This window comes from Nocardioides sp. TRM66260-LWL, assembly GCF_020075545.1.
GTDB lineage: Bacteria > Actinomycetota > Actinomycetes > Propionibacteriales > Nocardioidaceae > Nocardioides.
The window spans coordinates 1,022,400-1,045,123 of the sequence record NZ_JAIQZK010000001.1 but is presented as its reverse complement, the minus strand read 5'-3'; the positions used below and the strand labels follow the sequence as shown (position 1 = coordinate 1,045,123).

Genomic DNA, 22,724 nt, shown 5'->3' with positions numbered 1-22,724 from the left:
ACGCTGAAACTTCATCGTCCAGGCGCCAGTTTCATGTACACAGCGCGCCGACCCTGGCGCGGCGCACCGCGGCGCACGGCGTCCCAGCCGGCCCCGCCGCCCTCAGCCCGCGAGCGCCCCGTCGAGCACCGTGGCCCGGCCCCGCAGGAACGTGGCCCGCACCGCGCCGGTGAGCGTGCGTCCGTGCCAGGGGTTGTTGCGCGAGAGCGACGCCGACGCGTCGCGGTCGACGACGACCGACGCGTCGGGGTCGACGAGCGTGACGGTCGCCGGGGCGCCGACGACGAGGTCGCGGCCGTGGTCGTCGAGCCCGGCGATCCGGGCGGGGCTGGTCGACATGACCCGCGCCACGCCGGCCCAGTCGAGCAGCCCGGTGCCGACCATCACGGTCGCGACGACCGGCAGCGCGGTCTCCAGGCCGAGCATCCCGAAGGCGGCGTCGACGAACGCGTGCTCCTTGTCGTGCCGGGCGTGCGGCGCATGGTCGGTCGCGACCGCGTCGATCGTGCCGTCGGCCAGGGCGGCGCGCAGCGTCTCGACGTCCTCGCTCGGCCGCAGCGGCGGGTTCACCTTGAACGTGGGGTCGTAGCCCGCAAGCAGGTCCGTGGTGAGCAGCAGGTGGTGCGGCGTCACCTCCGCGGTGACGGCGATGCCCTGCGCCTTGGCCCAGCGCACGACCTCGACGCTGCCCGCGGTGGAGACGTGGGCGACGTGCACCCGCGAGCCGGTGTGCCGGGCGAGCATCACGTCACGAGCGACGATGACCTCCTCGGCGACCCCCGGCCACCCCGGCAGCCCGAGGCGCCCCGACAGCTCGCCCTCGTGGCAGCAGGAGCTCGGCCCGGCCAGCGACGGCTCCTGCGCGTGCTGGCTGATCACGCCGCCGAACGCCTTGACGTACTCCAGCGCGCGGCGCATGACGCGGGCGTCGGCCACGCAGCGGCCGTCGTCGGAGAAGACCCGGACGCCGGCCCGCGAGCGCGCCATCAGCCCCAGCTCGGCGAGCTCCTCGCCGGCGAGGCCCTTGGTGACGGCGCCCACCGCCACGACGTCGACCAGCCCCGCGGCCCGGCCGAGGTCGTGGACGCGCTCCGCGGCCTCGGCGGTGTCGGTGACCGGGCTCGTGTTGGCCATGGCGAGCACCGCGGCGAACCCGCCCAGCGCGGCCGCGCGCGAGCCGCTCAGCACGGTCTCGGCGTCCTCGCGGCCGGGCTCGCGCAGGTGGGTGTGCAGGTCGACCAGGCCCGGGAGCGCGACGAGGCCCTCGGCGTCGACCACACGGGCCCCGTCCGGGGCGTCGACCGTGCCGGCGGCGCCCACCTCGGCGATGACGCCGTCGGCGAGGAGCAGGTCGGCGGGGAGCCCGCCGAGCGGACGGGCCGCGCGCAGGAGGGTCACGTCGGTCATCAGGAGGCCTCCCCGGCGAGCAGGTGGTAGAGCACGGACATGCGGATCGCGACGCCGGCCGAGACCTGCTCGAGGATCGCCGACTGCGCGGCGTCGGCGGCGTCGGCGGCGATCTCCAGGCCGCGGTTCATCGGGCCGGGGTGGCAGATCGGGACGTCGGGGCCGAGGGTCGCGAGCCGGTCGCGGGTCAGCCCGTAGCCGACGGCGTACTCGCGGGGCGAGGGGAAGAAGCCGCCGCTCATCCGCTCCCGCTGCACCCGCAGCATCATCACCGCGTCGGCGGTGGGCAGCACCTCGTCGAGGTCGTAGGACGTCGCGAACCCGTCCGCGGCCGACCAGGCCGCCACGCCGCTGGGCATCAGCGTCGGCGGCGCGACGACGGTGACCCGCGCCCCGAGCCGGGTCAGGCACCCGATGTTGCTGCGGAAGACCCGGCTGTGGGTGAGGTCGCCCACGATCACCACGTGGCGTCCCTCGAGCGAGCCGAGGCGGCGCGTGAGCGTGTACGCGTCGAGGAGCGCCTGGGTGGGGTGCTCGTGCGTGCCGTCGCCGGCGTTGATCACCGCCGCGTCGATCCACTGCGCCACCTGGTGCGCCGCCCCGCTGGCGTGGTGGCGCATGACGAGCGCGTCGACGCCCATCGAGGCGATCGTGAGCACGGTGTCGCGCAGGCTCTCGCCCTTCGAGGTCGAGGATCCCTTGCCGGTGATGTTGATGGTGTCGGCCGAGAGCCACTTGCCGGCGATCTCGAAGCTCGAGCGGGTGCGCGTGGAGTCCTCGAAGAACAGGTTGATCACGGTGCGACCGCGCAGCGCGGGCAGCTTCTTGACCTCGCGGCGCTGCACGTCGTGCATCTCGGCGGCGGTCGCGAACAAGGTGGTGATGTCATCGACGGAGAGGTCGTCGATCGAGAGCAGGTGCCGCTCCATCAGCTGATCCACACGCCTTCCTGGCCGTCGGTCTCCTGCAGCCGCACCATCACGCGCTCGGTGCGGGCGCTGGGCAGGTTCTTGCCGACGTGGTCGGCGCGGATGGGCAGCTCGCGGTGCCCGCGGTCGACGAGCACCGCGAGCCGGACGACGTCGGGACGCCCGAGGTCGTTCATCGCGTCGAGCGCCGCCCGCACGGTGCGACCGGAGTACAGGACGTCGTCGACCAGCACGACCGTCCGGCCGTCGATGCCGCCGGCCGGCAGGGACGTCGGCTGCGGCCCGCGGGCCGGCTGGCGGCGCAGGTCGTCGCGGTAGAGCGTGATGTCCAGCGAGCCGACGGGCACCTCGACGCCCTCGGTCTCGGCGAGCCGGGCGGCGATCCGCTCGGCGAGCCCCACCCCACGGGTCGGGATGCCGAGCAGCACCAGACCCTCGGCCCCCTTGTTGCGCTCGAGGATCTCGTGCGAGATGCGGGTGAGGGCCCGGGCGATGTCGCGGGCGTCGAGGACGACGCGGCCGGCGGGCTCCTGCGGCGGCGAGCCGGAGGGCGTGCTCATCGGATCTCCTTCTCCGCCTCACGGGACGGCTCGTTAAAGGACGACGGCGCTCACCCTAGCGCGCACGTCGCGTCGCGCCAGCAGCCCTCAGCGCAGCGCCAGCGCGAGCCGGCGGACGATCTCGCGCACCCGCTCCGCGCTCGTCGCGAGGTTGACCCGGACGTGCCCGGCGAGGCCGGGGTGGAAGTCGTGGCCGGCGTTGACCCGCAGCCGGCCGACGTCGAGCGCGCGGGCGGCGGGGTCGTCGTGGCCGTAGGCCCGCAGGTCGACCCAGGCGAGGTAGGTGGCCTCGAGCGGACGCATCCGGGCCTGCGGCAGCTCGCGGGCGAGCTCGGCGACGAACAGGTCGCGCATCGCGGCGAGTCGGTGACGCAGGGCGTCGAGCCAGGCGTCGCCCTCGGCGTAGGCCGCGATCGAGGCCTCGACGCCCAGCACCGACCAGGAGTCGTTGCGGGCCATCTCGGTGCGGACCAGCCGCTCGGCGATCCCCGCATCGGCGGCGACCAGCTGCGCGCACCTCAGGCCGGCCACGTTGAAGGCCTTCGACGCCGCGACCACCGCGACGGCGTGCTCGGCGGTGCCCTCGAGCGAGAGGTAGGGCACGTGGGGCCGTCCGTCGAGGGTCAGCGGCGCGTGGATCTCGTCGCTGACCACCCAGCCCCCGTGGCGCGTCACGACGTCGCGCACGGCCTCGAGCTCGGCGCGGGTGAACACGCGGCCCCACGGGTTGTGCGGCTGCGTCAGGAGCAGCACTCGCGCCCCCGCCGCGAAGTGCGCCTCGAGCGCGTCGAGGTCGAGCTCGGCGCGCTCGGCCGCCGGGTCGACGAGGAGGTCGCGGCGCTCGCGTCCGCAGATGCCGGCCAGCGCGAGCTGCGGGCGGTACGCCGGCACCGGCAGCACCAGCGGGCCCGGCGGCACGACGACGTCCAGCGCGAGTCGGACGCCGGCGGTGACGTCGACCGTCGCGATCACCCGCTCGGGATCCACCGCGTGCCCGAACCGCCGCTGCGCGAAGCCCGCATAGGCCTCCCCCAGCGGCCCGCCCTCGACGAACGCCGGGTAGCCGGTGCGTCCCTGCGCGACCGCCCGCTGCAGGGCCCCGACGATCGGCTCGGCGAGCGCGTAGTCCATCTCCGCGACCCAGGCCGGGAGCACGTCGGGGGCGACGAGCCCCCACTTGCACACCAGCGCCGCGCGGGCCTCCTCGTCGGTCAGGTCGCGGACCAGCGCGTCCGGGGCCTCGGGCAGGACGGTCACCTCAGCCCAGCAGCTCGCCGACCGCGGTCTCGATCGCGCGGTGGAACGTCGGGTAGGCGTAGATCATCGTGCCGAGGGTCTCCAGCGGCACCTCGGCGTGCACCGCGAGCGCCAGCAGGCCGAGGATCTCCCCGCCCGCGGGACCCATCGCCGTCGCCCCGACCAGGACGCCGCGGTCGGCGTCGGCCACGAGCTTGATCAGTCCCTGGGCGCCGGGTCCGTGGGTGAAGCCGCGCGAGGACTGCTCCAGCGGCGTCGAGGCGGTGCGCACCGTCAGGCCCGCCTCGCGCGCGGCCCGCTCGGTGAGGCCGACGCCGCCGACCTCGGGGTCGGTGAAGGTGACGTGCGGCAGCGCGTGGTAGCGCGCCGGCGGACCGTCCTGGCCGAGCAGGTCGCGGCGCGCGATCGCCGACTGGTACATCGAGACGTGGGTGAAGGCGCCGTGGCCGACCACGTCGCCGATCGCCCAGAGGCCCTCGACGCCGGCGACCCGCATGCGGTCGTCGACGTCGAGGCGCCGCGCGGTGGGGTCGAGGCCGACGGTCTCCAGGCCCACGTCGTCGAGGTTCGGGGTGCGACCCGCGGCCACGAGCACCTTCTCCGCGCGCAGGGTCTCCTCGCCGAGGTCGAGCACGATCGAGCCGTCCGCGTCGTCGACCGACGCCGAGGCGATCGTGGCCCGCGTGACCACCCGGATCCCCTCATGGGCGAAGACCTCGCCCAGCAGCTCGCCGGCCTCCGGCTCGCTCGGGCCGAGCAGCCGCTCGCCGACCTCCACGATCGTGACGCGCACGCCGAACCGGCTCATCACCTGGGCCATCTCGGCGCCGATGGGGCCGCCGCCGACGACGATCAGCGAGCCGGGCAGCTCGGTGGCGCGGACGATCTCGCGGTTGGTCCAGTGCGGGACGTCGGCCAGGCCCGGCACCGGCGGCACGGCCGGCCGGGTGCCGGGGTTGAGCACCACGCCGCGACCGGCCGCGAACGAGCGCGTGCCGCCGTCGGCGAGCTCGACGTCGACGCGGCCCGGCCCGGCCAGGCGTCCGACGCCGTGCAGCACCGTGGCGCCGGCGTCCTCGAGCCGCTCGACGGCGACGCGGTCGTCCCAGTGGTCGGTGGCCTGGGCGGCGATCCGCTCCGCCACCGGCGTCCAGGCGCGGGTGACGCTCACCTCGCCGGCCAGCTCGCCCGCCCGGTGGGCCTCGGCGAGGGCGTCGGAGGCCCGCACCATCATCTTGGTCGGCACGCAGCCGTAGTACGGGCACTCGCCACCGACCAGGTGCTTGTCGATCGCGACGACGCTCAGCCCGGCCTGCGCGACCGCGGTGGCGAGCGCCTCGCCGCCGGGGCCGAGCCCGACGACGACGACGTCGACCTGCTCGACGTCCCTGGACTGCTGGGACTGCTCGGACTGCTCGGACGGGGGGCGGGCGTCGACGCTCATGGCGCCACCCTGTCAGTCCGCGGCCGGTCGTCCCAGACCCGGCGGGGTGCTAGACGAGCTGGGCCCGATCGCGCTGGATCGCGCCGAGCACGCCGTTGACGAACTGCGGGCTGTCGTCGGTGGAGAGGTCGCGGGTCAGCGAGATCGCCTCGCTGACCGCCACGCCCTCGGGCAGGTCCTCGGCCCACAGGAGCTCCCAGACGCCGATGCGCAGGACGTTGCGGTCGACCGCGGGCATGCGGGCCAGCGTCCAGCCCTGCGCGTACTGCGCGAGCAGCTCGTCGATGCGGGCGGCGTGCTCGACGACGCCGCGCACGACGACGCCGGTGTAGGGGTTCGTCGGGCCCTCGCCGTCGGCGATCGCCCGCTCGAGCGCCTCGACCGCCGACTCGCCCCGCATCTCCGAGGCGAACAGCAGGTCGAGGGCTCGCTTGCGCGCCTTGGTGCGGGCCGAGACGCGACCCGGGCTGCGGTCCTGGGCGTCGGCCATCAGGCCTTGACGCGGCCCAGGTAGGAGGAGTCGCGGGTGTCGACCTTGACCTTCTCGCCCTGGTTGACGAAGAGCGGCACCTGGATCTCGTGGCCGGTCTCGAGGGTGGCGGGCTTGGTGCGGCCGGTGGCGGAGTCGCCGACCACGCCGGGCTCGGTGTAGGTGACGAGCAGCTCGACCGAGGCGGGCAGCTCGATGAACAGCACGCGGCCCTCGTTGGTGGCGACGATCGCCTCCTGGTTCTCGAGCATGAAGTTCGCGGCGTCGCCGACGATCTCGGGGGCGACCTCGATCTGGTCGTAGCTCTGGACGTCCATGAACACGAAGCTCGAGCCGTCGTTGTAGAGGTACTGCATCGTGCGGCGGTCGACCGTGGCGGTCTCGACCTTGGTGCCGGCGTTGAAGGTCTTGTCGACGTTCTTGCCCGACTCGACGTTGCGGAGCTTGGTGCGCACGAACGCGGGGCCCTTGCCCGGCTTGACGTGCTGGAACTCCACGACGGCCCAGAGCTGACCGTCGATGTTGAGGACCATGCCGTTCTTGAGGTCGTTCGTCGTTGCCATGCGCGCGTGTCAGCCTTCTTCTCGCGGGATCGGGGGTCGGCCCCGCCCGCGCTGGGCCACGGGGGCGCGCGGGCGGTGACGGCCGACAGCGCAGCCTACTGGGAGGCGGCTCCGAACTCCCAGACGACCTCGACGCGCACCGCCACGTCGTCCTTGCCCGCGCGGATCTGCAGGTCGACGTCGCGCGCAAAGGCCAGGCGGTCGAGGGCGTAGGAGGCCTGCGGCACCACGGCCCGGGGCGCGGCGGCGGAGGCCTCGCGCAGGGTCAGCACGCGGCCGAGGCCCTGGCCGGTCGCCGCGGCGTACTGCTCGGCCTTCGCCGTCGCGTCGGCCACGGCCGCCCGGCGCGCCCGCTCCTGCGCCGCGCTCGGGTCCGAGACCTGGAGTCGCAGACCGCTCACGCGCACCGCGTCGCCGCCCGCGGCCACCGCCTCGGTCACCGCCCGACCGCCTCGGCGCAGCTCGCGCACCAGCACGGTGGCGCGCTGCGTCACCCGGTAGCCGACCAGGCGCGGCGTGCGTCCGGCGTAGTCGTACTCCGGGTCCATGTCCAGGCCGGCGGTCTGCACGTCCGAGCGCTGGACGCCGGCGCGGCGCACCGCGTTCGTGACCTGCTGCAGGCGGCTCCCCGCCGCGTCGAGCGCCGTGGCCAGGTCGTCACGCACGAGCGAGACCGCGACGTCGAAGCGCACCTGGTCGGGCACGACGGTGGCCTCGCCGCGGCCCGTCATCGTGAGGGTGCGCGCCTGGCCGGCGAGGGAGTCGGACGCCGCCGCGGGCGTCAGGGGCGTCGCGGGCGTCGGGGCGGCCACGGCCGCTCCTCCCCCGCCCCCGAGGACGTAGGCCAGCGCGACGGCCAGCACCAGCACGGCCGCCGCGAGCGCGAGGATCGGGGCGCCGATGCGGGACGCCGGCGCGGTGGGGCCGGCCGGGGTGGCGCCGGGCGCGGTGGGGTTGCCCGGGGTGGGCGGGATCGGGGCGGAGCTCATCGTGGGGCCTCTCCGGCGCCGGTCGGGCGCCGGCGCTCGGGGGTCGGACGCGCCTCGGTGTGGTCCGGTTCCCGGCGCGGTCACGCTCCGCCTCCTCCGCCTCAGGGGCCCCTCGAGTGCGCAGGTTTCCCCGGATATCCGGGGAAACCGGACGTTGTCAGGTGAAGTTTCCCCTGACAACGTCCAGGTTCCCCTGACCAGATCGCCCCCGATCGAGTCCGCCGACCTCGGCGACCCGCGGGCGACGGCCCGGGCGGGCCTCACACCCCGAGCAGCTCCGCGATCGCGACCAGGGCCTGTCGGTACCCCTCGACGCCGAGCCCGGCGATCACCCGGTCCGCGTGGGGCGTGACGACGGAGGTGTGACGGAAGACCTCCGGCCGCTGGAGCGGCTCGCTGAGGTGCACCTCGATCAGCGGCGCCTCGAGCTGGGCGCAGGCGTCGTAGATCGCGTACGAGTAGTGGGTCCAGGCAGCGGCGTTCAGGACGACGGGCGTCCGGTCGTCGGCGGCGTCGTTGAGCCAGTCGAGCAGCTCGCCCTCGTGGTTGGTCTGCCGCACCTCCACCTCGAGCCCCAGCTCGCGACCCCATCCCTCGCACAGCGAGACGAGCTCGGCGTGGGTCGTCGTGCCGTAGATCTCCGGCTGGCGGCGTCCCAGGCGCCCGAGGTTCGGGCCGTTCAGCACCAGCGCGCGCGTCATGCCGGGGCTCCCGGCGCCAGCGCGGCGTAGGCGTCGACCAGCACCTGCTCGTCGGGGCCCGCCAGCACCCGCGGACGAAGCGTCTCGCCGTCCTGGGCCAGGACGATCAGCCGCAGTCGCGACCCGCGCGACTTCTTGTCCACGCGCATCGTCGCCAGCAGGTCCTCGAACGGCGCGGCGGCGTAGCCCACCGGCAGGCCGACCCGGCCGAAGGCCGAGCGGTGGCGGGTCAGGGTCGCCTCGTCGATCAGCCCGACCCGATAGGCCACCTCGGCGACGTACACGCAGCCGATCGCCACCGCCTCGCCGTGCCGGATGCCGTAGTGCTCGGCCCGCTCGATCGCGTGGGCGAGGGTGTGGCCGTAGTTGAGCGCCTCCCGGCCGGGGTGACCGCCCGTGGCCTCGCTGCCGCCGGCCTCCTTGAGGTCGCCCACGACGACGTCGATCTTCACCGCGATCGCCCGCTCGACGAGCTCCCGCAGCACCGGGCCGGCGGGGTCGAGGATCGTCTCGACGGCGGCGTCCTCCACCAGGTCGAGGATCGCAGGGTCGGCGATGAAGCCGCACTTCACGACCTCGCCGAGACCGGCCACCAGCTCGGCGCGCGGCAGCGACGCCAGCAGCGCGAGGTCGCAGAGCACGCCGGCGGGCTCGTGGAAGGCGCCGACGAGGTTCTTGCCCGCGCCGGTGTTGACGCCGGTCTTGCCGCCGACGGCCGCGTCGACCATGGCGAGCAGGGTGGTCGGCACGTGGACGACCCGGACGCCGCGCAGCCAGCTCGCTGCGACGAACCCGCCGAGGTCGGTGGTCGCCCCGCCGCCGAAGGTCACGACGGCGTCCGAGCGGGTGAAGCCGGCCTCGCCGAGGGCCTCCCAGCACGCGGCGGCCGTGGACACCGTCTTGGCGGACTCGCCGTCGGGCACCGGGAGCACGGTGACGGCGTAGCGCTCCTCCAGCGCCGCCAGCACCGGCGCCGCGAGGGCGCGCAGCGGCTCGCCGACGACCAGCGCGACCCGGGTCGGGGCGTCGCCCAGCAGGTCGACGACCCGCGCGCTGACGCCGTGACCGACGATCACGTCGTAGGGCGAGGCCCCGCCGACGGGCAGGACGGTCGCTGCGGCGGCTCCGGTGGCTCCGGCGGCTCCGGCGGTCGACGCGGTCATGGTGTCTCCTCGAGCTCGTCCAGGGCGGCGGCCACGGCGTCGGCCACGGCGTCGGGCGTCCGGCCGTCGGTGTCGACGACCACCGTCGCGACGGCCTCGTAGACCGGGGTCCGCTCGTCCAGCAGCTGCTTGATCCGGCCCCGCACGTTGCCGAGCAGCAGCGGCCGTGAGGCGCCGAGCCCGACGCGCTCGGCCGCCGCGGCGAGGCCGACCCGCAGGAACACCACGCGGTGCCCGACGAGCGCCTCGCGGGTGGCCGGATCGAGCACCGCGCCGCCGCCGAGCGCCAGCACGCCGTCGTGCTCGCGCAGGGCCCGGGCGACGGCGTCCCGCTCGAGCTCGCGGAAGCGCGCCTCGCCCGACTCCACGAAGACGTCGGCGACGCTGCGTCCCTCGGTCGCCTCCACGTCGTGGTCGGTGTCGCGCACCGCGACGCCCCAGCGCGCGCCCAGCAGCGAGGCGACGGTGGTCTTGCCGGCGCCCATCGGGCCGACGAGCACCGCGCGAGGCGCGGTCATGCCCGGCTCACCGGTACGCGAGCGCGGCGAGGTAGGCCTCGGCGTTGCGCCGCGTCTCCCCCACCGAGTCGCCGCCGAACTTCTCGAGCACGGCGTCGGCCAGCACCAGCGCCACCATCGCCTCGGCGACGATGCCGGCCGCCGGGACGGCGCACACGTCGGAGCGCTGGTGGTGGGCCACGGCCGCCTCACCGGTGCTGACGTCGACGGTGCGCAGGGCGCGCGGCACGGTGGCGATCGGCTTCATCGCCGCCCGCACCCGCAGGATCTCGCCGGTGGTCATGCCGCCCTCGGTGCCTCCGGAGCGGCCCGACGTGCGTCGGATGCCCTCGGGCGTCGGCTCGATCTCGTCGTGGGCCAGGGAGCCCGGGGTGGCCGCGAGCTCGAAGCCGTCGCCGACCTCGACGCCCTTGATCGCCTGGACGCCCATGAGCGCGCCGGCCAGGCGAGCGTCGAGCCGGCGGTCCCAGTGGACGTGCGAGCCGAGGCCCGGCGGGAGCCCGTGCACGACGACCTCGACGACGCCGCCGAGCGTGTCGCCGTCCTTGTGCGCCTGCTCGATCCGCTCGACCATCGCGGCGCTCGCCTCGGGGTCCAGGCAGCGCACCGGGTCGGCGTCGAGCCGCTCGACGTCGTCGGCGGCCGGGACGAGGCCCTTCGGCGCCGGCACCCCGCCGAGCTCGACGACGTGGCTGACGATCCGGGCGCCGACCGCCTGCTCGAGGAAGTTGGACGCCACGCGCCCGAGCGCGACGCGGGCGGCGGTCTCGCGGGCGGACGCGCGCTCGAGGACGGGCCGCGCCTCGTCGAAGTCGTACTTCTGCATGCCGGCGAGGTCGGCGTGTCCGGGGCGCGGTCGCGTCAGCGGCGCGTTGCGGGCCAGCGCGGCCAGCTCGTCGGCGTCGACCGGGTCGGCCGACATGACCTTCTCCCACTTCGGCCACTCGGTGTTGCCGACGATCAGCGCCACCGGACCGCCCTGGGTCTCGCCGTGCCGCACGCCGCCGGAGATCGTCACGGCGTCCTGCTCGAACTTCATCCGCGCGCCGCGCCCGTGGCCGAGCCGACGCCGAGCCAGCGAGTCGGCGATGTCGTCGGTGGTGATGCGCACGTGGGCCGGCAGGCCCTCGAGCACGGCGACGAGGGACGGGCCGTGGGACTCGCCCGCAGTGAGCCAACGCAGCATGGCTGCATCCTCCCATGCGCACCACGGCGCGACGTCGCGGGTGAGCGGTGGCGAGACCCCCGCCGGCGGCTCGGCTCAGCCCAGCAGCGCGGCGAGGACCGGTCCGACGGCCGGCCCGAGGAGCGTGCCGACGACCAGGGCGGGACCGAACGGCCGGGCCCGGCGCAGCAGCGACCGGTCGCGCCGGACGAGCGCCAGGGCCAGGCCGGGCACGCCGAGCACGAGGAAGGCGAGGTAGAGGCCGGTGAGGGTCTCGGCCGGTCCGAGCCGACCGAGCAGCAGCCCCAGCACCGCCACGAGCCGCACGTCCCCGAAGCCCAGGCCGGCCGACCGCAGCCACCACAGGAGCCAGAAGACCGAGCGCGCCACCAGCCCGCACGCCACCGCCACGAGCAGCCGGCGGGCGTCGCCGGTGACGGCGCCCTCCACCAGGAGCACGCCCAGCGCCCAGGTGGTGGCCGGGAGCACGACCGCGCGCGGCAGCAGCCGCGTCCGGGCGTCGACCAGGGCGAGCGTGACGAGCACCGGCACCAGCGGCAGCCACAGCAGCCAGGGCCAGCCGGACGGCACCGTGAGCACCACCAGCGCCGCGGCCCCCACGCCCCACGCCGCCGCCCGCCGAGCGAGGCCGGGCTCGGTGGCCACCTCGGCGTAGGTCGGCGGCGGCTCCTCGTCGGCCGGCAAAGAGGGGGACGGGGACGGGTCGGGCAGCCGGACGACCAGCGCCGGCGCGGCCAGGCCCGCCAGCCCGCAGCCGAGGACGCCGGCGACGCCGACCGCCGTCGTGGCGGGGTCCACCGGCTCAGCCCCGCTCGGCCAGGGCCGCCTCGCCGGCGGCGCGCATCGACGCCAGGGGCGCCGCGAGCCCGGTGAAGGCGGTGAACTGAAGCGCGGCCTGGTGCACCAGGAGGTCCAGGCCGCTCACCAGGGCCGCGCCGCCCAGGGACGCGGCGCGGGCCAGGGGCGTCGGCCACGGCTCGTAGAGCGCCTCGAAGACCAGCGGGGCCGCGCCCCACCGGGCGACCAGCTCGGGCGTCTGGGCCTCGGCCGGGACGGTGGAGACGAGCGCGTCGGCGCGCGGCACGTCGTCCAGCGGGCGCGCCTCGACCCGCGGCGCCGACGGATGGGCCGCGATCGCCGCCACGGTCTCCGCCGCACGGTCGGGCCGGCGCGCCAGGACGACCACCTCGCGGGCGCCGAGCATCACGGTCGCGAGCCCGATCGAGGCCGCCGTCGCACCGCCGCCGAGCACGGCCACCGACTCCAGCGGACCGTCGTAGCGCTCCGCGATCGCCGCCATGGCTCCCGGGAGATCGGTGTTGTCGACGTGCCGCTCGCCGTCGACGAGCACCAGGGTGTTGGCGGCGCCGGCGAGCCGCGCGAGCTCGCCGACCCGCGTCGCCAGCGGCAGCACGGCCCGCTTCAGCGGCATGGTCAGCGACAGCCCGCGCCACCCGTCGTCGAGCCCGGCGAGGAAGCCCGGCAGGCCCGCCTCGTCGACGCGGACCGCCTCGTAGGCCCAGTCGAGACCGGCGGCCGCGTAGCCGGCGCGGTGCAGCACCGGCGAGAGCGAGTGAGCGATCGGATCACCCAGGACGGCGCAGCGCACGACGGCCTCAGCAGCGGTCGGACTGCGTCGCGCAGTAGCGCCGCAGCTCGGCCTTGTAGGCGAGGAACTGCTGGTAGTCCCGGGTGAACTTGGTCTCGCCGGTCGCGAGGTTCGTCGTCACGTAGAAGAGCCAGTCCCCCGACGCCGGCCGCGCCGCCGCCGCGAGCGCCTCGTCGCCCGGGGCCTCGATCGGCCCCGGCGGGAGCCCCGGGTTGCGATAGGTGTTGTACGGGCTGTCGACCCGCAGGTCGGCGGCCGACGGCACCGCGACGAGCGAGCGCTTCAGGGCGTAGTTGACCGTGGCGTCGATCTGCAGCAGCCCGTTGGTCGGCGGGCCGGTCGTCTCGAGCCGGTTGTAGACGACCCGGGCGATCTTGGGCATCACGTCGCCGCGACCCTCCGCCTCGACCAGGCTCGCGACCGTCATCAGCTCGGCGGGCGTGAGGCCGTTGCGCTTCGCGCTGGCCTCGAGGTCGACCTCGTCGGCCGCCTGGCGCCACCGCGCCACCATCGCGCGCAGCATCTGTCGGGCCGTGGCCTTCGGCGGGAAGGAGTAGGTGGAGGGGAACAGGTAGCCCTCGGGCCCGTCGGCGTACGAGGGCAGGCCCAGCCCCGAGGGCCGGGCGAGCTCGCGCTCGAAGGCGGCCTTCGACACCTTGGTGGCCTTGACCAGGATCGCGACGGTCTGCTCGACCGTCAGGCCCTCGGGCACCGTCACCCGGCTCGCCACGATGTTGGCGGGATCCGCCAGCACCGCGATCGCGTCGGACGCCTTCATCTGCGAGCGCAGCGCGTAGGTGCCCACCTGGATGCCGAGCGCGTCGGGGTTGGCGTCCGCGGCCGAGACGCAGGCGTCGACCGAGGCCACGACGTCGGCCTTCGCCAGGGTGCGGCAGATCGCGGTCGCGGAGTCGCCCCGGCGGACCTCGATCTCCACGGAGCCCGAGCCCGGGCCCGCGTAGTCGTCGCCGCCGCCCAGACGGCTGCCGATCGCGTCGACCACGCGGCTGCCGCCGACGTAGAGCCCGCCGCCGAGGACGACGAGCAGCGCCACCACCAGCAGCAGCACCGGCAGCCGCGAGCGTCGCCGCCGGCGCCGGCCTGCTCCGGCACGCGGACCGACCGGGAGCATCGCCAGCCCGACGTCCTCGGGCTCGTGCTCGGGACTGCTCATGCGGGTGCCTCCACGGTCTCGCCGGGCGCGATGCCGGTGGCGCGTTCGGTGTCGAGCGCGTGCTGCAGGATCAGCACCGCCGCGGCCTGGTCGATGACCTCGCGACGACGCGCCCCCTTGCGCTGGTCGCGGAGCATAGCCTCCGCGCTGACGGTCGTGAGCCGCTCGTCGACCAGCCGCACCGGGATCGGCGCGACCCGGGCGGCGACCGTCGCGGCGAAGTCGCGGACCTTGAGCGCCGCGGGTCCCTCGCCGCCGGCGAGCGAGCGGGGCAGGCCCACGACGATCTCGACGACGACGTCGGCCGGCTCCTCGGCGCCCGCGTCCGCGGCGATGTCGCGCAGGATGCGTCCGAGGCGCGCGAGATCGCCCTTGCCGCGCCGCACCGTCTCGACCGGCGTGGCGAGCATGCCGGACGGGTCGCTGCGGGCGACGCCGATGCGGGCGTCGCCGGGGTCGAGTCCGAGCCGTGTGCCGTGACGCACCGCGTCGCCCGTCAGCCGGCCACGACGCGGCCGACCTCGATGACGACGAGCCCGAGCGCCTCGTCGACGCGCGAGGCGTCCGTGCCGCCGCCCTGGGCGACGTCGTCCTTGCCGCCGCCCTTGCCGCCGAGCAGCGGACCGACGGCCTTGACCAGCGCGCCCGCCGACAGCCCCCGGGCCCGCGCCTCATCGGTGGTCGCGGCGACGACCGAGACCTTGCCGTCGGCGACGCCGAGGATCACCACGACGCCCGGCTCGCCCTGCGGCAGCCGGCCGCGGACGTCGAGCGCGAGCGTGCGGACGTCGCCGCCCGCGGCGCCGTCGACGCGGTGCGCGACGACCAGCGCCGGGCCGACCCGCTGGGCGGACTCGGCGAGCGCCGCGCCGCCGGCGAGCAGCTGCGCCACCCGCACCCGCTCGATCTCCTTCTCGGCGCTGCGCAGCCGCGTGACGAGGTCGCCGACGCGGTCGACGAGATCGTCGGGCTGGGCCTTCAGCAGGCCGGTGAGCTGCGCGACGACGTCGCGCTCGCGGGCGAGGTAGGCGAAGCCCTCGACGCCGGTCAGCGCCTCGATGCGCCGGTTGCCCGAGCCGACCGACGACTCGCCGGTGACGACGACGGTGCCGATCTGGCTGGAGTGGTCGACGTGGGTGCCGCCGCAGAGCTCGCGCGACCAGGGGCCGCCGATCTCGACGACCCGCACCTGCGACTCGTCGTAGGTCTCGCCGAACAGCGCGATCGCCCCCCAGTCGCGCGCCTCGGGCAGGGTCATGTACTGCCAGCTGACCGGCAGGTCGGCGCGGAGCGCCTGGTTGCTGACCTGCTCGATGTCGCGCACCTGCTCGGTGCTGAGGCCCGAGGTCCAGCCGAAGTCGAGGCGCAGGTAGCCGGGCCGGTTGTAGGAGCCCGCCTGCAGGGCCGTGGGGCCGAGCACCTCGCGCAGGGCGGCGTGGACGACGTGCGTGCCCGAGTGCGCCTGGCGGGCGCCGAGACGCCACTCGGGGTCGACCCGCGCGTGCAGGACGGCGTCCTGCGTGAGCTCGCCGTCGAGCACCCGCACCTGGTGGACGACCAGGCCCTTCACCGGGCGCTGGACATCGAGCACCTCCAGGCGTCCGCCGTCGAAGTCGAGGTGGCCGGCGTCGGCGGCCTGGCCGCCCGACTCGGCGTAGAACGGGGTGCGGTCGAGCACGACCTCGCCCACCTCGCCGCTGCGCAGCACGGGCGTGGCCGCGCCGCCGGCGAGCAGCGCGAGCACCCGCGACTCGGTCTCCAGCGTCGAGTAGGCGAGCCACTCGGTCGGGCCGTGGGCGTCGAGGACGCCGCGGTAGACGCCGGTGTCGGCGTGCTGGCCCTTCTTCGCCCGGGCGTCGGCCTTGGCCCGCTCGCGCTGCTCGGTCATGAGCGCGCGGAAGCCCGCCTCGTCGACGCTCAGCCCGGCCTCGGAGGCCATCTCGAGGGTCAGGTCGATCGGGAAGCCGTAGGTGTCGTGCAGGGCGAAGGCGCGCTCGCCCGAGAGCAGCGACGCGCCGGACGCGCGGGTCTCCTCGGCGGCGGTGTCGAAGATCGCGGTGCCGGCGGCGAGGGTCTTGCGGAACGCCTCCTCCTCGGCGTAGGCCACGCGCTCGATGCGCTCGAAGCCGGTCTCGAGCTCGGGGTAGGACGCCTTCATCCGCTGCATGCTCACCGGCAGCAGCTCGGGCAGCGCACGCCCCTCGAAGCCGAGCAGGCGCATCGAGCGGATCGCGCGCCGCAGCAGGCGGCGCAGCACGTAGCCGCGGGCCTCGTTGCCCGGGGTGACGCCGTCGCCGATGAGCATCAGCGCGGAGCGCACGTGGTCGGCCACCACCCGGAACCGCACGTCGTCGCCCTCGTCGGCGCCGTACCGCTTGCCGGTGAGCTCGCAGGCGCGCTCGATGACGGGGAACACCTCGTCGATCTCGTACATGTTCTCCTTGCCCTGCAGGAGGTACGCGACGCGCTCGAGGCCCATGCCGGTGTCGATGTTCTTGGCGGGCAGGGGGCCCGCGACGTCGAAGTCGTCCTTCGCCCGGACCGCGGAGAGCTCCTCCTGCATGAAGACCAGGTTCCAGATCTCCAGGAAGCGGTCCTCGTCGGCGTTCGGGCCGCCGTCGGGGCCGTAGGCGGGGCCGCGGTCGACGTAGATCTCCGAGCACGGGCCGCCGGGGCCCGGCACGCCCATGCTCCAGTAGTTGTCCTTCAGGCCGCGCTCCTGGATGCGCTCGAACGGCAGGCCGGCCACCTCGTGCCAGATCTGCTTGGCCTCGGTGTCGCTGGGCAGCACCGTGACCCAGATCTTCTCGGGGTCGAAGCCGTAGCCGCCGTCCTCGACCGCGCCGGTGACGAGCGTCCACGCGAAGCGGATCGCCCCCTCCTTGAAGTAGTCGCCGAAGGAGAAGTTGCCGCACATCTGGAAGAAGGTGCCGTGCCGCGTGGTCTTGCCGACCTCCTCGATGTCGAGGGTGCGCACGCACTTCTGGACGCTCGTCGCCGTCGACCACACGGGGGTCTCCTGGCCGAGGAAGTACGGCTTGAACGGCACCATGCCGGCGTTGACGAACAGCAGGTTCGGGTCGTCGAGCAGCAGCGAGGCCGACGGGACGACCGTGTGCCCGTGCCGCTCGAAGTGCGCGATGAAGCGGCGGCGGATCTCGGCGGTGTCCATCAGCGGGGGTCCTCCTGGGTGCGGTGCGGGACGGGGTGCGCGGCGTCGGCGCGCGGCGGGGACTCGGGGCCGGCCGGTCCGAGCTCCAGCCGGACCCCGGGGGCGGGCGAGCGCAGGCGCTCCCGCAGGACGGGCTCGGCGTCGGCGCGTCCCTGGGCGATCTCCTCGCGGAGCACCCGGGCGCCGACGATCAGCGCGTGCACGCGGTCCTCCAGGCCCTCGGGCGTGAGGAGCTCGGCGGCACGGCGGGCCCGGACCATCGTGTAGACCGCGGCGCCGGCGCCGGCCGCGAACCAGACGGCGCGGCTCACGGGCTCACCGTGCGGCGCCGGGCCGCGACGTCGCGTCGGGCCGCGCGCAGGTCGGCGCGCCGCTGCTTGCGCGAGGAGCGGAGGTCGCGGCGCATCTCGGCGCGGACCCGGGCGCGGCCCTCAGGCGCCAGGGCGCGGCGCAGGCCGGCGGCCAGCGAGCCGACCTGGACGGCGGACTCGCGCAGGACGAGATCGGCGAGCAGCGGGCCCTCGATGCGGACGGCCTCGACCGGCTCGTCGCGGGTCGCCGCGGACGGCTCGCCGAGGTGGGTGATGACGTGCGGCGCGGTGGACGAGCCACCCGCCGTCGCGGGCCGCTGGGCGCGCTCCACCCGGGCCAGGCGCGCCTCGAGCTCGGCGCGCGCGGCCTCGGCGGCCTCGACGCCGGCCCGCAGCACGTCGAGCTCCGCACGGCGACGGCGCACGGTGCGGTGGGCGGCGATCGCCAGGCCGAGGCCGAGGAGCACCAGCAGCGCGGTGGCGACCAGGACGCCGGCCGCCGCCCACGCCGGGACCGTCCAGTGCTCGCTCACGATCGACGACCCTATCGCGCGCCGTCAGGCGTCGGTGCCCCGGATGATCGCCCGCACGCGCTCCCAGCGCTCGCGGATGCCGGCCTCGGCGCCGTGGGTCGTCGGCCGGTAGTAGACGGCGTCGGCCACGGGGTCGGGCGCGTACTGCTGGGTGGCGATGCCGAACGGCTCGTCGTGGCTGTACTTGTACGGCTCCGGCGCGCCCGCGGCGTGGCCGAGCCGCTTCGCGCCGGCGTAGTGGCCGTCGCGCAGGTGCGGCGGGACGCTGCCCAGCCGGCCCGCGCGGACGTCGGCGGTGGCCGCGGCGAGCGCGGTCGTCACGGCGTTCGACTTCGGCGCCACCGCCAGGGCGATGGTCGCGTGCGCGAGGTTGAGCCCAGCCTCGGGCATCCCGATCAGCTGGACGGCCTGGGCCGCCGCCACGGCGGTCTGCAGCGCGGACGGGTCGGCGAGGCCGACGTCCTCGCTGGCGGCGATCACCAGGCGGCGGGCGATGAAGCGCGGGTCCTCCCCCGCCTCGATCATCCGGGCCAGGTAGTGGAGCGCCGCGTCGACGTCGGAGCCCCGCACGGACTTGATGAAGGCGCTGACGACGTCGTAGTGCTGGTCGCCCTGCCGGTCGTAGCGGACGGCGGCCTGGTCGACGGCCGTCTCGGCGATCGCCAGCGAGACGGCGTCGGCGCCGGTCGAGCGCGCCGCGCCCGCGGCCGCCTCCAGGTAGGTGAGGGCGCGCCGCGCGTCGCCGCCCGCCAGCCGGACGAGGTGGTCGGCGGCGTCCTCGTCGAGCCCCACCGCCCCGCCGAGGCCGCGCTCGTCGACGAGCGCCTGCTCGATCACCGCGCGCACGTCGGCGTCCGAGAGCGGCTCGAGGCGCAGCAGCAGGGAGCGCGAGAGCAGGGGCGAGATGACGGAGAAGAACGGGTTCTCCGTGGTGGCCGCGACGAGGGTCACCCAGCGGTTCTCCACGCCCGGCAGCAGGGCGTCCTGCTGGGCCTTGGAGAACCGGTGCACCTCGTCGACGAAGAGCACGGTCTCCTCGCCGGTGGCGACGAGCTCGGCCCGGGCGGCCTCGATCGCCGCCCGCACCTCCTTGACGCCGGCGCTGACCGCCGAGATCTCCACGAACCGCCGGTCGGTCTGGTGGCTGACGATCGCCGCGATCGTGGTCTTGCCGGTGCCCGGCGGACCCCACAGCAGCAGCGACAGCGAGCGCTGGTCGTCGATCAGCTGGCGCAGCGGCGAGCCGGGCTCGCGCAGCTGCGCCTGGCCGACGAGCTCGTCGAGGGTGCGCGGACGCATCCGCACCGCGAGCGGCTCGGACGCGTGGCCGGTGGACTGCAGCGAGCCACCGCCCCCGCGGCGGGGGGCGGCGGCGCCGGGCACGTCGAAGAGTCCGTCCATCGCGCCCGAGTCTGCCCCACCGCCGCCGTGGCGGCTCAGCCGGAGACGACCGTGCGGTTCTGCAGGTCGAGCCAGGTGTCGGAGTAGCCGGGCCCGGTGCCGAGCTCGGTGACCGACTCGGCGCCGGGGTCAGGCGTGCCGTGCTGGTCGACGCCCAGCAGACGCGCGGTGATCGGCTGCTCCGGCGCCTTGCCGATCTCGCCGGGGAAGTGGCAGGCGACCTTGTGCTTCGGGCCGATCTGCAGCAGCGGCGGCTCGACCTTGGCGCAGATCTCCTGGGCCAGGTGGCAGCGGGTGCGGAACCGGCAGCCGGACGGCGGGTTGATCGGGCTGGGCACGTCGCCGGTCAGACGGATCCGCTCGCGTCGGCCGCCGACGGCCGCCTGGCGCACGTCGGGCACCGCCGAGAGCAGCGCCTGGGTGTAGGGGTGGGAGGGGTGGGAGTACAGCGAGTCGCGATCGCCGATCTCGACGATCTTGCCGAGGTACATGACCGCGATCTCGGGGCAGAAGTGCCGCACGATCGCGAGGTCGTGGGCGATGAAGAGGAACGCGATGCCGAACTCGCGCTGCAGGTCGCTGAGCAGGTTGATCACCTGCGCCTGGATCGACACGTCGAGCGCGGAGACCGGCTCGTCGGCCACCAGCAGCTTCGGCTGCAGGGTCAGCGCCCGCGCGATGCCGATGCGCTGCCGCTGACCGCCGGAGAACTCGTGCGGGTAGCGGTTGTAGTGCTCGGGGTTGAGGCCGACGATCTCGAGCAGCTCCTGCACCCGGCCGAGGATCTTGTCCTTGGGCACGACCTGGTGGATCGCCAGCGGGGCGCCGATGATCGTGCCGACGGTGTGCCGCGGGTTCAGCGAGGTGTAGGGGTCCTGGAAGATCATCTGGATCTCCCGGCGCAGCGGCTGCAGTCGACGGGCCGAGCGGTGGGCGATGTCCTCGCCCTCGAACCGGATGGCGCCGCCGGTGGGCTCGTAGAGCCGGGTGATCAGGCGTCCGGTCGTCGACTTGCCGCAGCCGGACTCGCCGACCAGGCCCAGGGACTGGCCGGCACGGACCTGGAAGGACACGCCGTCGACGGCCTGCACGTGGCCCACCGTGCGCCGGATCAGCCCGGAGCCCTTCACGGGGAACCACATGCGCAGGTCGTCGACCTCGAGCAGCGGCGCCGCGGAGCCGGACGGGGCGGAGTGGCGTCCGGCGGGGACGTCCTGGGTCATCGGGGTCTCCATCACAGCTCCTCGACGAGGTCGGGGGCGATCTCGGGCAGGATCTCGGCGCGGTAGATCACGTCGGGGTCGGACAGGTGGCACCGCTTGAGATGCACCCCGCCCCGCGGGCCCGGCACGAGGTCGGGCAGCTGGGTGCGGCACAGGTCGCCGGCGACCTTGTCGCGGTGCGTGCAGCGCGGGTGGAAGGCGCAGCCGGACGGCGGGTTGAGCAGCGACGGCGGGTTGCCCGGGATCGGCAGCAGCGCGGCGTCGGGGTCGCCGCTCACGTCGGGGACGCTGGAGAGCAGACCCCACGTGTAGGGCATCTCCGGATGGGTCAGGATCTCCTTGACCGTGCCGTACTCCACGGCTCGACCGGCGTACATCACGAGCACGTCGTCGGCCATCTCGGCGACCACGCCGAGGTCGTGGGTGATCAGGATGATCGCGGTCTGGAACTCCGTCTGGAGGTCCTGCAGCAGGTCGAGGATCTGCGCCTGCACCGTGACGTCGAGGGCGGTGGTGGGCTCGTCGGCGATCACCAGGCTGGGGTCGTTGATCAGGCCCATCGCGATCATCGCGCGCTGGCGCATGCCGCCGGAGAACTGGTGCGGGTAGTCGTCGACGCGCCGATCGGGCTGCGGGATGCCGACGCGCTCGAGCATCTCGACCGCGCGCGCCTTCGCGGCCTTCTTCGACACGTCGTGGTGCACCCGGTAGGCCTCGGCGATCTGGTTGCCGACGGTGTAGTACGGGTGCATCGCCGAGAGCGGGTCCTGGAAGATCATCGCGACGTCCTTGCCGCGACGCTGACGCATCTCCTCGTCGCTGAGCGTGAGCAGGTCGACGCCGTCGAGCAGGATCTCCCCCGACACCCGGGCCTTCGAGCCGCGGTGCAGGCCGAGGATGGTGGAGCTCGAGACCGACTTGCCGGAGCCCGACTCGCCGACGATGCCGAGGGTCTCGCCGCGCTCGAGGTCGAAGGAGAGGCCGTCGGTGGCCTTGACCAGGCCGTCCTCGGTCGGGAAGTGCACCTTGAGGTCGTTGACCGACAGGAAGCTGGTGGACATGGTTCCCCCGTTCAGCCGACGCGGACGCGCGGGTCGATGACCGCGTACAGCACGTCGACGATGATGTTGGCGGCGATGACGAACGCGGCGAGCGTGACCACGATGCCGACGCTCATCGAGAGGTCGCCGTTGCGGGCGGCGGTGCCGGCGAGCAGGCCCAGGCCCTGGTAGTTGAAGACCGCCTCGGTGATGATCGCGCCACCGGCGAGGCTCGCGAGGTCGAGGCCGGCCATCGTGACCAGCGGCGTCAGGGCGGCGCGCATCGTGTGCTTGCGCAGGATGACGCCCTTCGGCAGGCCCTTGGCGCGCGCGGTGCGGACGTAGTCCTCCCCCATCGACTCCAGCACGAAGGCGCGGGTGATGCGCACGTAGCCGGCCATGTAGAAGAGCGCGAGCGTCGCGCCGGGCAGCAGCAGGTTCTGCAGCCAGGGCCATACGCCGCCGTCGGCGATCGGCGTGTAGCGCGGGATCGGGAAGACCTGCCACTTGATCGCGAAGTAGGTGTAGAGGAACAGGCCGACGAAGAAGGTCGGGAAGGCGAAGAAGAACAGCGCGATGCCGACGATGCCGCGGTCGATCAGCGTGCCCTTGCGCAGGGCGGCGATCACGCCGAACGCGACGCCGACGACGATCCACAGGATGAACGCGACCAGGGCCAGGGAGAGGGAGACGGGGAGCCGCTCCTTGATCGTGGTGCCGACCAGCGAGTTGGTCTGGGTCGAGTAGCCCAGGCACGGGGCCGGGCACTCGGTGACGAGCTGCGGGGCCGCGGCCCGCAGGGCCGGGTCGTCGGGGAACTCGCGTCCGACGGCGACGCCCTTCATGAACTTGCCCCACTGCACCAGCACCGGGTCGTCGTAGCCGAGGGACTTGCGCACCTCCTCGATCTGCGCCGGCTGGCAGGTCTTGCCGCAGGCGAGCCGGGCGTAGTCGACCGGCGTCGCGAAGAAGAGGAGGAAGGTGACGAGGGACATCGTCACCAGGAGGGCCGCGCCGACGAGGATGCGTCGCACGATGTAGGCGCCCACGGGGG

Annotated in this window: 23 protein-coding genes; all 23 read right to left on the bottom strand. The window is 74.7% G+C overall.

Annotated elements, in window-relative coordinates; genetic code table 11:
- Positions 1–102: 102 nt before the first annotated feature.
- A complete protein-coding gene (locus K8Z61_RS04980; protein WP_224127082.1) occupies positions 103–1,407 on the bottom strand; it encodes a dihydroorotase in 1,305 nt (434 codons plus the stop codon).
- Complete coding sequence (locus K8Z61_RS04975) at positions 1,407–2,336, bottom strand: aspartate carbamoyltransferase catalytic subunit (RefSeq protein WP_224127080.1); 930 nt, start codon at positions 2,334–2,336, stop codon at positions 1,407–1,409. Before K8Z61_RS04975 ends, K8Z61_RS04980 begins: the two co-directional genes overlap by 1 nt.
- The gene (gene pyrR, locus K8Z61_RS04970) at positions 2,336–2,896 is read right to left on the bottom strand and encodes a bifunctional pyr operon transcriptional regulator/uracil phosphoribosyltransferase PyrR (protein ID WP_224127078.1); all 561 of its coding nucleotides are present in this window, start codon (positions 2,894–2,896) and stop codon (positions 2,336–2,338) included. Before pyrR ends, K8Z61_RS04975 begins: the two co-directional genes overlap by 1 nt.
- A gap of 87 nt (positions 2,897–2,983) precedes the next feature.
- Positions 2,984–4,153: a MalY/PatB family protein gene (locus tag K8Z61_RS04965; RefSeq protein ID WP_224127076.1), complete on the bottom strand. Its 1,170-nt coding sequence runs from the start codon at positions 4,151–4,153 to the stop codon at positions 2,984–2,986.
- A 1-nt stretch (position 4,154) separates the two neighbouring features.
- Positions 4,155–5,597 (bottom strand): NAD(P)/FAD-dependent oxidoreductase, encoded by a 1,443-nt coding sequence (locus K8Z61_RS04960; protein WP_224127074.1) that lies wholly within the window; start codon positions 5,595–5,597, stop codon positions 4,155–4,157.
- Positions 5,598–5,646: 49 nt separating this feature from the next.
- Positions 5,647–6,087: a transcription antitermination factor NusB gene (gene nusB / locus K8Z61_RS04955; RefSeq protein WP_224127072.1), complete on the bottom strand. Its 441-nt coding sequence runs from the start codon at positions 6,085–6,087 to the stop codon at positions 5,647–5,649.
- On the bottom strand, positions 6,087–6,650 hold the full coding sequence (gene efp, locus K8Z61_RS04950; RefSeq protein ID WP_224127071.1) for an elongation factor P: 564 nt from the start codon (positions 6,648–6,650) through the stop codon (positions 6,087–6,089). The genes nusB and efp overlap by 1 nt, the downstream gene beginning before the upstream one ends.
- 95 nt (positions 6,651–6,745) lie before the next feature.
- Complete coding sequence (locus K8Z61_RS04945) at positions 6,746–7,639, bottom strand: SIMPL domain-containing protein (RefSeq protein ID WP_224127069.1); 894 nt, start codon at positions 7,637–7,639, stop codon at positions 6,746–6,748.
- Between the two features lie 260 nt (positions 7,640–7,899).
- Complete coding sequence (locus tag K8Z61_RS04940; protein WP_224127067.1) at positions 7,900–8,340, bottom strand: type II 3-dehydroquinate dehydratase; 441 nt, start codon at positions 8,338–8,340, stop codon at positions 7,900–7,902.
- On the bottom strand, positions 8,337–9,503 hold the full coding sequence (aroB, locus tag K8Z61_RS04935; protein ID WP_224127065.1) for a 3-dehydroquinate synthase: 1,167 nt from the start codon (positions 9,501–9,503) through the stop codon (positions 8,337–8,339). The genes K8Z61_RS04940 and aroB overlap by 4 nt, the downstream gene beginning before the upstream one ends.
- A complete protein-coding gene (locus K8Z61_RS04930; RefSeq protein ID WP_224127064.1) occupies positions 9,500–10,021 on the bottom strand; it encodes a shikimate kinase in 522 nt (173 codons plus the stop codon). The genes aroB and K8Z61_RS04930 overlap by 4 nt, the downstream gene beginning before the upstream one ends.
- Positions 10,022–10,028: 7 nt before the next feature.
- On the bottom strand, positions 10,029–11,207 hold the full coding sequence (gene aroC, locus K8Z61_RS04925) for a chorismate synthase (protein ID WP_224127062.1): 1,179 nt from the start codon (positions 11,205–11,207) through the stop codon (positions 10,029–10,031).
- Positions 11,208–11,282: 75 nt separating this feature from the next.
- Entirely contained in the window at positions 11,283–12,005 is a 723-nt protein-coding gene (locus tag K8Z61_RS04920) for a prepilin peptidase (RefSeq protein ID WP_224127061.1), read from the bottom strand.
- Between the two features lie 4 nt (positions 12,006–12,009).
- On the bottom strand, positions 12,010–12,816 hold the full coding sequence (locus K8Z61_RS04915; RefSeq protein WP_224127060.1) for a shikimate dehydrogenase: 807 nt from the start codon (positions 12,814–12,816) through the stop codon (positions 12,010–12,012).
- A 7-nt stretch (positions 12,817–12,823) separates the two neighbouring features.
- Positions 12,824–13,990 carry an endolytic transglycosylase MltG gene (mltG, locus tag K8Z61_RS04910; RefSeq protein ID WP_224127059.1) on the bottom strand — a complete coding sequence of 389 codons (1,167 nt, stop codon included), beginning with the start codon at positions 13,988–13,990 and terminating at the stop codon, positions 12,824–12,826.
- Complete coding sequence (ruvX, locus tag K8Z61_RS04905; RefSeq protein WP_224127057.1) at positions 13,987–14,475, bottom strand: Holliday junction resolvase RuvX; 489 nt, start codon at positions 14,473–14,475, stop codon at positions 13,987–13,989. Before ruvX ends, mltG begins: the two co-directional genes overlap by 4 nt.
- Before the next feature lie 11 nt (positions 14,476–14,486).
- Positions 14,487–17,162 carry an alanine--tRNA ligase gene (gene alaS / locus K8Z61_RS04900; RefSeq protein ID WP_224127056.1) on the bottom strand — a complete coding sequence of 892 codons (2,676 nt, stop codon included), beginning with the start codon at positions 17,160–17,162 and terminating at the stop codon, positions 14,487–14,489.
- Positions 17,162–17,473, bottom strand: a complete 312-nt coding sequence (locus tag K8Z61_RS04895; protein ID WP_224127054.1) for a DUF6167 family protein — start codon at positions 17,471–17,473, stop codon at positions 17,162–17,164. The genes alaS and K8Z61_RS04895 overlap by 1 nt, the downstream gene beginning before the upstream one ends.
- Positions 17,470–18,006, bottom strand: a complete 537-nt coding sequence (locus K8Z61_RS04890; RefSeq protein WP_224127052.1) for a hypothetical protein — start codon at positions 18,004–18,006, stop codon at positions 17,470–17,472. The genes K8Z61_RS04895 and K8Z61_RS04890 overlap by 4 nt, the downstream gene beginning before the upstream one ends.
- 24 nt (positions 18,007–18,030) lie before the next feature.
- Positions 18,031–19,407 carry a replication-associated recombination protein A gene (locus K8Z61_RS04885; RefSeq protein ID WP_224127050.1) on the bottom strand — a complete coding sequence of 459 codons (1,377 nt, stop codon included), beginning with the start codon at positions 19,405–19,407 and terminating at the stop codon, positions 18,031–18,033.
- Between the two features lie 35 nt (positions 19,408–19,442).
- Positions 19,443–20,642, bottom strand: coding sequence for an ABC transporter ATP-binding protein (locus K8Z61_RS04880; protein WP_374227901.1), 1,200 nt, complete (start codon positions 20,640–20,642; stop codon positions 19,443–19,445).
- Positions 20,642–21,691 carry an ABC transporter ATP-binding protein gene (locus K8Z61_RS04875; protein ID WP_224127048.1) on the bottom strand — a complete coding sequence of 350 codons (1,050 nt, stop codon included), beginning with the start codon at positions 21,689–21,691 and terminating at the stop codon, positions 20,642–20,644. The genes K8Z61_RS04880 and K8Z61_RS04875 overlap by 1 nt, the downstream gene beginning before the upstream one ends.
- Positions 21,692–21,702: 11 nt before the next feature.
- Entirely contained in the window at positions 21,703–22,719 is a 1,017-nt protein-coding gene (locus K8Z61_RS19225; protein WP_224127046.1) for an ABC transporter permease, read from the bottom strand.
- Positions 22,720–22,724 lie beyond the last annotated feature (5 nt).